The sequence below is a fragment of the uncultured Slackia sp. genome (genome assembly GCF_944321625.1).
Classification (GTDB): domain Bacteria; phylum Actinomycetota; class Coriobacteriia; order Coriobacteriales; family Eggerthellaceae; genus Slackia.
In genome coordinates, this window is the sequence record NZ_CALUMA010000117.1 from 26,727 (window position 1) to 39,382 (window position 12,656).

General features: G+C 60.9%; 9 protein-coding genes. 2 read left to right on the top strand and 7 right to left on the bottom strand.

What is annotated here, in order from left to right; genetic code table 11:
- Positions 1–168: 168 nt before the first annotated feature.
- Together Q0J60_RS09730 and Q0J60_RS09735 are read right to left on the bottom strand one after the other, a co-directional pair.
- Positions 169–1,062, bottom strand: coding sequence for an amino acid ABC transporter ATP-binding protein (locus tag Q0J60_RS09730; protein ID WP_294441031.1), 894 nt, complete (start codon positions 1,060–1,062; stop codon positions 169–171).
- 1 nt (position 1,063) lies between these two features.
- On the bottom strand, positions 1,064–3,154 hold the full coding sequence (locus Q0J60_RS09735) for an ABC transporter permease subunit (RefSeq protein ID WP_294441032.1): 2,091 nt from the start codon (positions 3,152–3,154) through the stop codon (positions 1,064–1,066).
- A 284-nt stretch (positions 3,155–3,438) separates the two neighbouring features.
- Between Q0J60_RS09735 and Q0J60_RS09740 the strand changes: the two genes are divergently transcribed.
- Entirely contained in the window at positions 3,439–5,001 is a 1,563-nt protein-coding gene (locus tag Q0J60_RS09740) for a Mur ligase family protein (RefSeq protein ID WP_294441035.1), read from the top strand.
- Positions 5,002–5,192: 191 nt separating this feature from the next.
- On the opposite strand, the gene Q0J60_RS09745 is transcribed toward Q0J60_RS09740, so the two are convergent.
- The 4 genes from Q0J60_RS09745 to Q0J60_RS09760 form a co-directional block, all read right to left on the bottom strand.
- Positions 5,193–5,636, bottom strand: coding sequence for a GatB/YqeY domain-containing protein (locus tag Q0J60_RS09745; protein ID WP_294441036.1), 444 nt, complete (start codon positions 5,634–5,636; stop codon positions 5,193–5,195).
- A 283-nt stretch (positions 5,637–5,919) separates the two neighbouring features.
- Positions 5,920–6,975 carry a cytochrome d ubiquinol oxidase subunit II gene (gene cydB, locus Q0J60_RS09750; RefSeq protein WP_294441038.1) on the bottom strand — a complete coding sequence of 352 codons (1,056 nt, stop codon included), beginning with the start codon at positions 6,973–6,975 and terminating at the stop codon, positions 5,920–5,922.
- Position 6,976: 1 nt separating this feature from the next.
- Positions 6,977–8,455: a cytochrome ubiquinol oxidase subunit I gene (locus Q0J60_RS09755; RefSeq protein ID WP_294441041.1), complete on the bottom strand. Its 1,479-nt coding sequence runs from the start codon at positions 8,453–8,455 to the stop codon at positions 6,977–6,979.
- 436 nt (positions 8,456–8,891) lie between these two features.
- Entirely contained in the window at positions 8,892–9,383 is a 492-nt protein-coding gene (locus Q0J60_RS09760; protein ID WP_294441042.1) for an HsmA family protein, read from the bottom strand.
- 220 nt (positions 9,384–9,603) lie between these two features.
- Between Q0J60_RS09760 and Q0J60_RS09765 the strand changes: the two genes are divergently transcribed.
- Positions 9,604–10,320: a TetR/AcrR family transcriptional regulator gene (locus tag Q0J60_RS09765; protein WP_294441044.1), complete on the top strand. Its 717-nt coding sequence runs from the start codon at positions 9,604–9,606 to the stop codon at positions 10,318–10,320.
- 536 nt (positions 10,321–10,856) lie between these two features.
- Here Q0J60_RS09765 and nagA read toward each other — a convergent pair.
- A complete protein-coding gene (gene nagA, locus Q0J60_RS09770; protein ID WP_294441046.1) occupies positions 10,857–12,005 on the bottom strand; it encodes an N-acetylglucosamine-6-phosphate deacetylase in 1,149 nt (382 codons plus the stop codon).
- Positions 12,006–12,656 lie beyond the last annotated feature (651 nt).

Consider the following 12,656-nt stretch of genomic DNA (forward strand, 5'->3'; position numbering starts at 1 on the left):
TCTCGCATTCCGGGGCGCGACGCCGCGCGGGCAAGCCGACGCGTGCCCGACCGCCAAGCAGCGGTCAAGCGCCCGAACATTCACTCGAACCTAGAATTGTAGCGCCCCAGGCCCCTGAATTGGGAAAATGCGTGAGATGAGCATAGGTTGGGAAAGGCGAATCGGAGATTATGCGATATGGCCGAGGAAATCCTTCGTACGATCGGATTGCGGGCGTTCGAACACATCCTCGGGCGCACCCTGCTCGACGATCACGCCGCCGTCCATGAATATCACGCGGTCGGCCACGTCGCGTGCGAACCGCATCTCGTGCGTGACCACCATCATGGTCATGCCGTCGCGCGCCAGCGACCGCATGACGTCAAGCACGTCGCGCACCAGCTCGGGGTCAAGGGCACTCGTGGCTTCGTCGAACAGCATCACGTGCGGGTCCATCGCCAGAGCGCGCGCAATGGCCACGCGCTGCTGCTGGCCGCCCGAAAGCTGACTTGGCTTGTAGTCGGCTCGGTCGCGCAGACCCACGCGCTCCAGCTGCTCGAGCGCGATGCGTTCCGCCTGGGCCTTGGGACGCTTGAGCACGTGCTCCTGGGCAAGCATCACGTTCTTCTTGGCCGTGAGGTGCGGGAACAGATTGAAATTCTGAAACACCATGCCCACGTGTTCGCGCACCTTGGTGATGTCGGTGGCCGGACCGGTGATCTCGGTGTCTTCGAACCAGATATGGCCGCTCGTTGCCTCTTCGAGACGGTTCACGCACCGCAGCAGCGTGGACTTGCCAGAGCCGCTGGGTCCCAGGATGACCACCACCTCGCCGCGATTCACGGTAAGGTCAATGCCTTTGAGAATTTCCTGATCGCCGAAGCTTTTACGCAAACCTTCGATACGGATGACGGCATCGCTTGCAAAAGCATCGCTCTTATCGGGCACCTGCGCTCCTTCAGCATCGTGCGGCGTGCATGCCACGACGCCATCGCCATCGAGCGATGCGCCGCCCGCAGCCTTGCCTTTGTTGGCAGGAGTGTTTTCGATTCGATCTTCGGTTGCACTGGGGCTATGCGCCATGCTACTGCCTCCCGCCTTCCTCGGACGCCATCTTCTTCTCGGCCTTGGTGACCACGTGGATTAGCGGAATGGTGACTACCAGGTAGTACAGCGCCGCGCAGATGTACGGCGTGATGTTGCCCGTGGTTGCCGTGAGGTTCTTGGAGAACATCATCAGCTCCATGACGCCCACGCTGGAAAGCAGCGACGTATCTTTGTAGAGCATCACGAATTCGCTGGTCATAGTAGGCATCACGCGACGCACCGTCTGAGGGATGATAACGAGCCCCATGGCCTGGATCTTGTTCATGCCCAGCGAGCTTGCCGCCTCCATCTGGCCTTTGGGGATGGATTCAATGCCGGCGCGGAAGATTTCCGCCAAATAGGCCGACGTGTTTACGGCCATGACCGCGATGCCCAGCGGCAGGTTGGGCAGGTTAAAGCCCAGCATGGGCATGCCGAAAAACGCGATGTAGATCTGCAGAAACAGCGGAATGCCGCGCAGCAGATTGATGTACGTCACGCCGATGGCGCGCAGCACGCGGTTGCGGCTCATCTTGAGAAACGCGAACAGCAGGCCCACGGGTATGGCCAGCGGAAAGCCGATGACCGTGACCAGCAGCGCCGTGCCCCACCCCTGGAACAGCGACGCGATAGACGTGACCACGTACTGCAGCTTGAAGAACATGCCAAGGAACGGATTGGAATTCCACGCCTCGACCCACGCTTGGCTGTCGAGCCAGTTCACCGCAGCCTGCACCCACGTGCTTTCGGAGACGGAGATCGTGGGGCTTGCGGGCAGCTCGCGCTGGGTGCCATCGCTTGTCGTATAGGTGCCGCCCACCGTGTAGGCGCCCGCCGTGCTGGGAAACAGCACGCCTTCCACCTCGATGGAGAGCTGCGAGCCCGCGGGGATAGGCTCTGCGAAATCGACGACGAGCGAGGAATCCGACACGCTCGCTTGCGCCTGAACCTGCGTGCGGCTAAGGTCGTCCACAATCACGGCCTCGACCGACGTGTCCTCGAACGAGCCGCCGTCAGGCAGCTGAAGCGTAATCTGGGAGATGTCGCCCTCTTCGGTTCCCGTGACGCAACCCCAGGTGAGACGCGTGGCGATGCCGCCGAGAACCGCGCTGCCGCCGTCTTCGTTGGAGCGGGCCGTAGCCGTGATAGACGAGAGCTCGGGCTGGGCTTCGACGCTTGCCTGGGCGGCATCCGCGCTATCGGAGCCTGCAGTCGCGGACTCTTCGCCAGCGTCGCTTGCCTCACCCGCAGCGCCCGCGTTGTCCGATGCCGCTGCCTCGCCTGCTGCGTCCGACGTCGCGCCACCCGAGCCACTCGGCGCCATGCCGAACCACTTTTCGTAGAGCTCGTCGTAAGCGCCCTCGGCACGGATATCCGCCAGCGCCCGATTGATCGCCTGCGTCAGACCGGGATTGCTCTTGCTTACGGCGATGCCAAACTGCTCGCCCGTAGGAATCTCCTCGATGATCTCCATGTCCGTGAACGAATTGGACACCATCCACTGCTCCACCGGAAGGTCGCACACCACGGCCTGGCACTGACCGCTCATAACGGCGGTGAACGCCGCGATCCAGTCGTCAAAGTTGACGGTCTGCGCGTTGGGCAGGTTCTCAATCGCCCACTCTTCGGAGGTGGTGCCCGACTGCACGGCTACCTTCACGCCGGCCTGGTTGAGGTCGGACGCCTGCTCATAGCCTGAATCCTTCGCCGCGGCGACGCCCTGGTTGGAGTCCATATATGAATCGGTGAAATCCACCTCTTGCAGACGCTCTTCGTTAATGGTGATGTTACAGGCACCCACATCGGTCTTCACGCCCTGCTTGACCGAGGGAATGATACCGTCGAATTTCTGCGCGGGAAGATAGTTGAGTTCAAGCCCCAAGCGGTCGGCAATCATGCCCATGAGTTCCACGGTGAAGCCCTGCGGCTCGCCGGAATCGTCCGCATACTCGAACGGCGGCGTGGCAAGGTCGGATGCCACCGTGAGTTTCCCCTGATTGACCAGGGTATATTGATTCTCGGAAGAACTCGCCGCACCGCTCGATGCAGACGGGTCGTCCTGGGACGTTTCGCTTGAACAACCGACCATACACAACGTAATTGACGCCGCCATCAACAGTGCGACCATAATCGTGGCAACACGGGAAACGGAGCGAATGAGGGGGCTTCGCATGTTTCTCCTTCAACGATTTCTCGAATAGATGCCGATTAGGGTATATCGGGAGCGCGACTTGCGTTCACCCCGTGTGCCCGACGGTGCAAAACAGGCACAAGGCTTAAAAAGACATTAAAATAGCCGCGACGGGACGAAACGCCGCCGCGGTGGTGTAACGTTATGCGGATGCATGCCAAGCACGAAAGAGAGGGCTTACCGTGACCCAATCTAAGCAAATAGAATCCAGCATCAAGCAGTATGTCGCGCTCCTCGCCGACCTGAAGGTTCTTGCGCAGCCCGAAGCTGCCGCCGCGATTGCCGACGCGCCCATCGTATTTGCCACCTGCGATTCGCGCGAAGTGGTGCCGAGCACGCTGTTCGTGTGCAAGGGCGCCGCTTTCAAACGGGAATACCTGTTGAGCGCCATCGAAGACGGAGCGGTGTGCTACGTATCCGAGGTCGATTACGACGCGCCCATCCCCTGCCTGCTGGTCACGGACATCCGCAAAGCCATGGGCGCCATCGCCGATTTCGCATGGGGGCATCCTTCGGGCAAAATCGACATTTGCGCCTTCACGGGCACCAAGGGAAAAACCACGAGCGTGTATTACCTCAAGGGCATCCTCGACGCCCAGGCGCGCGCGGCGGACACGCATGCGGCCGCCATGTTCTCGAGCATCGAGATGGACGACGGTTTGACGCACGGCGAGTCCAAGCTGACCACGCCCGAGCCGTTCGACCTTGAGCGCCACCTGGCCAACGCTGTGGCATCGGGCGCTCAGTACGTAGCGATGGAGGCGTCCAGCCAGGCGCTGAAATACGGCCGCACGTTCGGCGTCGAATTCGCCGTGGGCGCGTTCACCAACATCGGTGAGGATCACATTTCCCCCATCGAGCACCCCACGTTTGAGGATTACTTCGCCAGCAAGCTGCTGCTGTTCAAACATTGCCAGACCGCCGTGGTGAACCTGGACATGGACCACGCCGACAAGGTGTATGCCTCCGCGCGCTCCCGATGCGAGCGCGTGCTCACCTATTCGCTCGAACATGAGCAGGCCGACGTGTTCGGCGGCGGCATGAGGCGCGTCGACAACGGCATCGTGCTCACGGTGCGCACGCCGCGGTTCGAGCGCGAGATTCTTATTCCCACGCCGGTGAAGTTCAACGTGTCGAATGCGCTGGGCGCCATCGCGTGCGCCGAGGCGCTGGGCATCGACGAGGAATGCATCGTGCACGGCCTTGAAGACGTCATGGTTCCGGGCCGCATGAACCTCTACCCCACACAGTCGGGGCGCATCGTGGGCGTGGTCGATTTCGCCCACAACGGCATGAGCCTTGAGACGCTGCTGCGCGACCTGCGCGGAAACTACCCCGACCGCGAACTGTGCGTGGTGTTCGGGGCCACGGGCGGCAAGGGCATGGACCGCCGCGAGACCATGGGTGTGGCGGCCGGCAAGTTCGCCGATCGCATCGTGATTACCGAGGACGACCCCGGCCCGGAAGACCCCGAGGACATCTGCGCGACGATTGCGCACTTCATAGAGGAGCAGGGCAATCACAATTGGCAGATCGAGGTCGATCGCGAGACTGCCATTCGCAAGGCGGTATTTGAGACCGAGCGCCCCGCCGTGGTCATCGTGACGGGCAAGGGCGTAGAGACCGAGATGAAACGCAAGAACGGCGCCGAGCCGTGCGAGACCGACGGCGTGATGCTGCGCCGCGCGTTGGACGAGTTCGAGGCGCGGGCGATGTCGCAATCATGGCAATCGACTCGATCATGATCTTCGGCGCCGTGATGCTTGCTCTGTACGTTTCGTTCAGGGCGGCGCAGAAGCGCGAGGCGAAGCTGTTCGAAGAGCTGGAATCCGACGACTAAACGACGAAGGCCCAGGTTGCTAACGCCTGGGCCTTCGCTTTGGGCGAGACACGTATATGTCTGTCAGCTTCAATTTTTCAATCGCCTCAGGCGACACTAGGCCAGGCGGCTGCCCACTTCCTTGGCAGCGGCTGCCTTATCGAAGTTTCCGCCGGTGGCGGCGTTGAGCGCACCCATGACTTTGCCCATGTCGCGCTTGGTCTCGGCGCCCACCTCGGCGATGGTCTTCTCAACCAGAGCGATCAGCTCGTCGCCGGAAATCTGCTTAGGCAGATACTCCTCAAGGATGGCGACCTGCGCGCGCAGCGTTTCGGTGCGCTCCTCGTTGTTGCCGGCCTTGATGGAGCCCTCCAGCGTCTCGCCCGTCTGTTTGATCAGGCGCTTGAGCATGGCATCCACGTCGGCGTCGGTGATTTCGCGGCGCTCGTTGACCTCGATGTTCTTGATTTCGCCATGCACCTGGCGAAGAATGGACAGACGCACCTTGTCATGCGCCTTCATGGCGTTCTTGATTTCTTCCTTGAGCTCTTCGTACTTCATAACTGCCTCCCCGTCTCTTGCAAGAACCTTATTCTGTCCACCAGTATAGCGTTCATACACAAGAGCGCCCCATGTCACACGCAAAGACGCCACTGAATCTTTCACTTCACTCTTCACTTTACACCTGAATCATCTCTTTAATTAAAGTGATTATTAAAGAGATGATTCAAGTGATGGAAAGCCTTCTTGCACAGAAGCCGAACGGGCGCATAAAAGGGGCCGCCCGTAGGCGACCCCTTGAGACGAATGGCAGAGCCGTTGTTTGAGTATCGGCGACAACCGACTAGTAGTGCAAATCCTCCACCTTCACGCGGCCGCGGAACGTGCGGTAGATGATGAAGTGATAGATCAGCACCAGGGGCAGGCCCACGCAGGTGATGCCCAGCATCCAAGTGAGCGTGAGGTTGCTGGACGCCGCCGTGGCGATGGTGATGTTCTCGCCGGAAGCGGGGCTGCCGAACAGCGTGATGGGGTCGCCCGCGCCCGCAACCACCAGGTTGGGGAACATGCTCACGGCCCACAGCGCCACCAGCAGCACGCACACGGCGGAGGAGGCGATGAATCCGGCCAAATCAGAGCCGTCGCTCTGCGCCTTGGCGATGCAGAAGACCATGGCCAGCACAATCACGATGGCGATAACGATGCCCAGGATGGTCTGCACGCCGGTCAGCTCAGGCGCGATCACGAAGTGCCCGTACACCGACACCAGCGCGAAGAGCACCAGCGCCGCGATGCCGGCAACCTTGGCGGCACCCTTGGCGCGAGCGCGCACGGGGGAATCGAGCGGAGCCTTCAGCATGAGCCAGCTCGCACCCTGCAGGATGAAGGCGGACAGGCCGAGCAGACCCGTAAGCAGGGTGAACGGAGTCACCAGGCCCAGCAGCGGCACGCCGATGTAATCGCCGTTGGCATCCATGGGAATGCCGGCGTACACGTTACCCACGGCCACGCCCAGAAGCAGCGCCGGAAGCAGCGAGCCCACGAAGAACAGGATGTTCCACAGCTTGGCCCACGCCTTGTCGTGGCCGGCGAACTCGACCGCGGCGGCGCGCACGATAAGGCCCATGAGCACCAGCATCACGGCCAGATAGAAGCCGGAGAACGTGGTGGCGTATGCCGCCGGGAACGCCGCGAACAGCGCGCCGCCCGCAGTGAGCAGCCACACCTCGTTGCCGTCCCACACCGGACCGATACTCTGGCGCACGATGGCACGCTCCTGATCGTTCTTGGCAACGAACGGGCTTAGCACGCCCGCGCCCAGATCAAAGCCGTCGAGCACGAAGTAGCCCGCGATCAGTACGAAAATGAGGCAGAACCAGACGATACCCAGGATCTCCATGTTAGTTCGCCTCCTTCTTGGAATCGGACGCGGCGGACGCTGCAGCCGTCGCAGCGGAAGCGCCCGCGATGGCGGTGGCACCGCCCTGGTCGACGATGTTGCCTTCCAGATCCTCCACGGGACCCTTCTTGATGAACCCGCTGATCAGGCGCGCCCACGCAACCAGGATAATCGCGTACACGGCAATAAACAGCACGATGGTAATCAGCAGCTCGACCGAAGAGACGGACGCCGAGACGCCATTGTTGGTCAGCAGCTGCACGCCTTCGGGCGAGCTGGTGGCGGGATACACCACGTAGGGCTGGCGGCCGACCTCGGCCGTGATCCAACCAGCCTGGATAGCAAGAATCGGGAAGATGGGGCACACGATCATGATCCATTGCGCCCACTTCTTTTGCTCCAGCTTGCCGTTCTTCTTGAACGCGGCGATGGCGGCGATCAGAATGACCACGCAAATCAGGCCGAAGAGGGCAACCATCAGGTGATAGCTCTGGAACACGAGGTTAACCGGGAGATCCTCCACCACGATATCGGGGTTCTCGGCGGCGAGGTCGTTCAGGCCGGGATACACGGTGTCGAACTCGCCGGAGGCAAGCCAGCTGGTAAAGCCGGGCAGCTCGATGGGGGCGATCACGCTCTGGCCTTCCTCATCGACCAGGCCGACCGCATACAACGGCAGCGTGCCTTCCTCGTAATGGCCTTCCATCATGGCAATCTTGGTGGGCTGCTCCTCGGCCACCGCAACGGCGGAAGAGTGGGCCGAAACCAGCAGGCAGCAGGTAGCTACCAGCGACACGGCCACGCCGGTGCGCAGCGTCTTGCGCGCAAACTCGGCGTGCTTGCCCTTGTGCATGTACCACGCAGACACGGCGATGGCTACAAACGCGCCCATGACCAGCAGCGCCAGCACAGTGTGGCTGTAGCGCGGCAGCGTGGTGGCGTTGAACGCGGCGGCGAAGAAGTCGGTCAGCACGGCCTTGGAACCGTCAGCGGAAAGCTCGGCGCCGGCGGGCGTCTGCATCCAGGAGTTGGCAATGATGATCCACAGCGCCGAAAGGCAGCTGCCCAGCCACACCAGCCATGCGCTGGCCAGGTAGAACTTGGGGCCAACCTTGCCGCGGCCAAAGAGCACGATGCCCAAGAACACCGACTCCAGGAAGAACGCGAGCAGGGCCTCGGCGGCCAGCGGCGCGCCGAAGATGTCGCCCACGAAGCGGCTGTAATCCGCCCAGTTGGTGCCAAACGAGAACTCCATGGTGATACCGGAAGCCACGCCCACCGCGAACGTAGTGGTGAAGATCTTGGCCCAGAACTTCGTGGCGGCGGCATCCTTCGGGTCGCGCGACTTGTAGTAGCGCGTTTCGTTGATGGCCAGAATCAATCCCAAACCGATGGATAGCGGCACATACATGAAGTGGAAGATAACTACCAGGGCGAACTGAATACGCGCAAGCAGTGCCGGATCGAGGAATTGCTCCATAGCACACCCCCTTTGCTTGATCGGCGCCCGCAGGCGCTCCCTTGGACATGCGCAGAAACCGACCCTTGCCAATATGGACAATTGGAGATTGTGCTGCATGACCCCTTTTTGTGCTTTCGGGAGCCTGCACCCCTGCGCCGCAACCGAAGGTCAAGGCCCGCATGCAGTATCCCGAAAATACTTCGTCATCATACCATAAAAAGGAGGTTCTATGGATTAATTGCTATTATTTTAGTAACATTTTTCGAACAGTTTGCAGGGCTGCCCCAGACAGGCGGAGCAGACACGCTCATCGAATTCGATGTGAGCCACGGCGAGCGGGCTATCGCAGGCGGATAGCGCAGGCGCTTAGACCGCAACAAAGCGCGTCGGTCCCGCGTTATGCCGCATGTCTGGACGGGCGACGCAGATGCTTAGACCGCAACAAAGCCTTTGGCTATTTGCGATGAGCGGCCCGCAGGCGACTCGACACAAACAGCGCCGCTGCTATTGCCGCAACCGCCACGATTGCCGTTCCCACCGCGCATACGGCCTGCAGGTGAATCGCGGGGATGCCAACCAGCATGCCGATGATATACGACACGAGCCAAACCAGCCACACGAACGTGCTGAACGTATGGAATGACACCTGCATCGCCTCATCGCGACGGATGTACGTGACGGTCGCCCATGTCGCGTGCGCGAGCATGAGCACAATGGCGAGCGTGCCGGAAACTCCATGGATGCTAGCGCCCTGCATAACGGCTCCCTGATTTGCGATCGAGGTCATAATCAGGGTGCCCGTCGTGTCGCATGCGAGCCCCATCCAAAACAAAACCACGTGGCGCAGCGAAAGCGATCCGGCCCTTCTCTCCGAAAACACCCCCACCGTATAAAACACGAGCGCCATCGAGATGGCCGCCGTGGCCAAAACCAGTTCCAAACTCATGCCTTCTTACCCTCTTTTCGTTTCGACTGCTTATTTCTGAACACTCGCTGTCTCTTCATGTCGCCATTTCGTTTCGATCTGCTATTTATGAACTATGTTCATTAATGAACGCTGTTCATTATATCCGCCTTGCATTACAATGCAAGCCATACACAACCGATTCACATCTGCTGGCATACATGCACCGCGGGCAAGCTCTTCGACATCTGTGCGATGCGGTATGCGAAGATATTGGCGCAAGCGCCGCGCGGGCGAACCCCTTGACAGCCTTTCTTGGCTCAACTGGTTCATCAAGATGTTGGGCAAGCGCCGCGCGGGCGAACCCCGCAAACGAAAGGGAGCCATGGGAAACAAGCCCACCATATCCAAGGAAATCATTCTCGATGCCGCCTGCCAGCTTGCAAGCGAGAAAGGCGCCGGAGCGTTGAACATTCGCTCCGTGGCCTCGCGATGCGGCGTTGCGGTAGGGTCGGTATACAACTACTATCCGAACAAATCCGAGCTCGTGGCTGATGCCGTCGAAAAGTTCTGGCGCAATTCCATCCCCCACGACCAGCTTGCACGCGCCGAGGAAGTCGTAGATGGCGGTTTCGTCGACTTTTGCCGCGACGCAATGGAAAGCCTGCGGGAGCCCTTAGCGGTATTCCGCGAAACCTGGCTGTCCAACCAGGGAAAACTCGATGTTCGCGACATAAAGACGAGCCGCGAACGCGAAGACGCCTGCTTCAGGCACATTCGTGCAGGCATACTCTGCGCGCTTCAGCGCGACCGGGCCGTCGATCGGTCTATCTTCGGAAGCGCGTTAAGCGAGGAGCAGCTCTGCGACTGGATATGGGACTCGATATTCGAAGGGTTGCGACGCGGCGACACGGCCAATGAGGCTCTCTTTGCAGTGCTCGAGCGCGCGTTGTATGGTAAAAAGTCCCGAGTCGAGTAAGCGGACCGAGCCGTTCGCGCGGGGGACGACCGGACTTCGCAGGCGGTCGCGACCACGCTGGCCGAGCCGAGCCGTTCGCGCGGGGGACGGCCATCCCGCACGACCTTCTTCGCTCATTTAACCGGGCCAAGCGTTCGCGCGCGAGGGCGGCGGCATCGTGGGCCGCGCGTTCGATTTCGAGTCGTCCAAGCAGTTCGCGCGCGGGGCCGGCGAGCCCGCATTCACCGCTCGAATGCCCGACTCCCGCGGGCTCACATTCGTCGCTCGATCACCTCGACCCCCCCCCCGCGGGCATCACATTCGTCGCTTGAGCACCCGGTCCTCGTCGGCATCACATCCGCCGCTCGACCTTCCGAAGGGCACCGGAAACGAAAATGCGGACGCGGGATGCCCGACGTCCGCATTCATGTTTCTGGAAATCATGTTTCTGGAAAACCTCGTACGCATCAATGCCACGGGTCGCGCTGATCAAGACGTTCGGCTTTGCGACCCGGCGCCCGCGCCGCATCTCCTATCACACGCCAGACAGCCGCGCGCTACGCGATGCGCTCGCCGCGCAGAATAACGGCGCGAATCTCAAGCGTCTTCATATCGAGCAGCACCAGATCAGCCACCTTGCCGGCCTCAAGCGACCCGCGATCGGAATCCACCCCGATTGCACGGGCAGGGTTGATCGTAGCCGCACGCACAGCCATCTCAAGCGGCACGCCCATATCGCGCACGGCCGTGACCAGACATCCCATAAGATCGGTGGCGCTGCCGGCGATGGTGCCGTCATGAAGCGTCGCGCGGTTGCCGCGCACCGTGACGGCCTGACCGCCCAGGCTGTACTCGCCGTCGGGCATGCCAGTCGCCTCCATGGAATCGCTAATGAGGATCATATGGTCGGACCCGAACAGCTTGAACGCGCTGCGCACCGAAGACGGATGGATATGCACGCCATCGGCGATGATTTCGGGCGTGGCGCCCGCATCAGCAGCGGCACCGATCACGCCCGGCTCGCGATGATGAAGCGGCGGCATGGCGTTGAACAGGTGCGTCAGATGCTTGGCGCCGCGGCGGTATGCCTCACGCGCGATGTCGTAATCCGCACACGTATGTGCGATGGACACACGCACCTCATCGGCCACTTCGTCGACAAACTCCAACGCTCCAGGTTCTTCGGGGGCAATATCCACCAGCTTGATAAGCCCGCCCGACGCCTCCTGCAGGCGTCGGAACATGCCCGCATCGCACGCCTGCACATACGCCGGATTTTGCGCCCCCACTTTATTTGGGCTGATGAAGGGGCCTTCCATGTTGATTCCCACAAGCGCGGCGGCGTTAGCGGGAGCAACGTATTCGGCGGCGGTGCGCATGATGCCCTCGAGTTTTTCCTCGGGATACGTCATGGTGGTGCCGCACCACGATGTTACGCCGCGCGATGCCTCGTAGCGGCAGATGGCCTCGATCGACTCGACTGAGCCATCGCAAAAATCGTGACCCACCGCGCCGTGGGAATGGATGTCGATCAAGCCGGGGATTGCGTAGCAGCCCCAGCCATCGAGCGTCTCGCCAAAATCCTCCTCGTCAAGGATGTCCGCCGTGCCGCGCGAAAGCAGCGCGGAAATCTTTCCATCTTTCAAAATGATGTCGCGCGATGCAAACTCACGCCCATCAAACGCTTGAACATCAGCAATGATCATAGCATCCCTCCCGATTCTTCTACATATGCGCCGCAGCGCGAGTCAACGATACCGAGTAGCGCTTTTATGTTGCAAAAAACCGCTTCCTCGCCGCAAGAAGCGCCCCCACATTACGAGAAACGCCCCCATGTTGCAACAAACGGCGATTTGCTGCAGTTTTCGGATACCCCTTCGAGTAGCCCAATTCATGCGACGCCGTGACCTGGGGAAACGCGAAGCCTGACGGCGGTGTACTCGGGGCACCTCGCGAAAACTGCAGCAAATCGCCGTTTGTTTGCGAGACGACTTTTACGCGGTTGCGAAACGACGTTTCTGGTGCGGCAAATCGCCGTTCGTTTGCAAGGCGACGTTTGCGCGGTTGTGAAACGACGTTTGCGCGGTTCCGAGACGACGCCTGTACGGTTGCGGAGCGACGTTTATGCTGCGGCAAATCGCCGCTTCATGCAATCAAGCTTGGTTTCACGGTCGCGTCTTGCGGTGCTGCCTTAATGATCCTGCGGCATAAAAAGGGCGACGCCTTGCGCCGCCCTCCGTGGAACTACTCGTTGTGGTGCTTACCGCAGCACTCGCCCTCCGCAGGCGGATTGCCGTGATGATGACGGCGGCAATCCTCGTCGCCGTGCTCATGAGCGCCACCACAGCATTCTTCGT

Coding starts and splice junctions, on each gene's coding strand:
- Q0J60_RS09730 (WP_294441031.1), bottom strand. CDS start 1,062: ATGGCGCATAGCCCCAGTGCAACCGAAGATCGAATCGAAAACACTCCT.
- Q0J60_RS09735 (WP_294441032.1), bottom strand. CDS start 3,154: ATGGTCGGTTGTTCAAGCGAAACGTCCCAGGACGACCCGTCTGCATCG.
- Q0J60_RS09745 (WP_294441036.1), bottom strand. CDS start 5,636: ATGAAGTACGAAGAGCTCAAGGAAGAAATCAAGAACGCCATGAAGGCG.
- cydB (WP_294441038.1), bottom strand. CDS start 6,975: ATGGAGATCCTGGGTATCGTCTGGTTCTGCCTCATTTTCGTACTGATC.
- Q0J60_RS09755 (WP_294441041.1), bottom strand. CDS start 8,455: ATGGAGCAATTCCTCGATCCGGCACTGCTTGCGCGTATTCAGTTCGCC.
- Q0J60_RS09760 (WP_294441042.1), bottom strand. CDS start 9,383: ATGAGTTTGGAACTGGTTTTGGCCACGGCGGCCATCTCGATGGCGCTC.
- Q0J60_RS09765 (WP_294441044.1), top strand. CDS start 9,604: ATGCGAAGATATTGGCGCAAGCGCCGCGCGGGCGAACCCCTTGACAGC.
- nagA (WP_294441046.1), bottom strand. CDS start 12,005: ATGATCATTGCTGATGTTCAAGCGTTTGATGGGCGTGAGTTTGCATCG.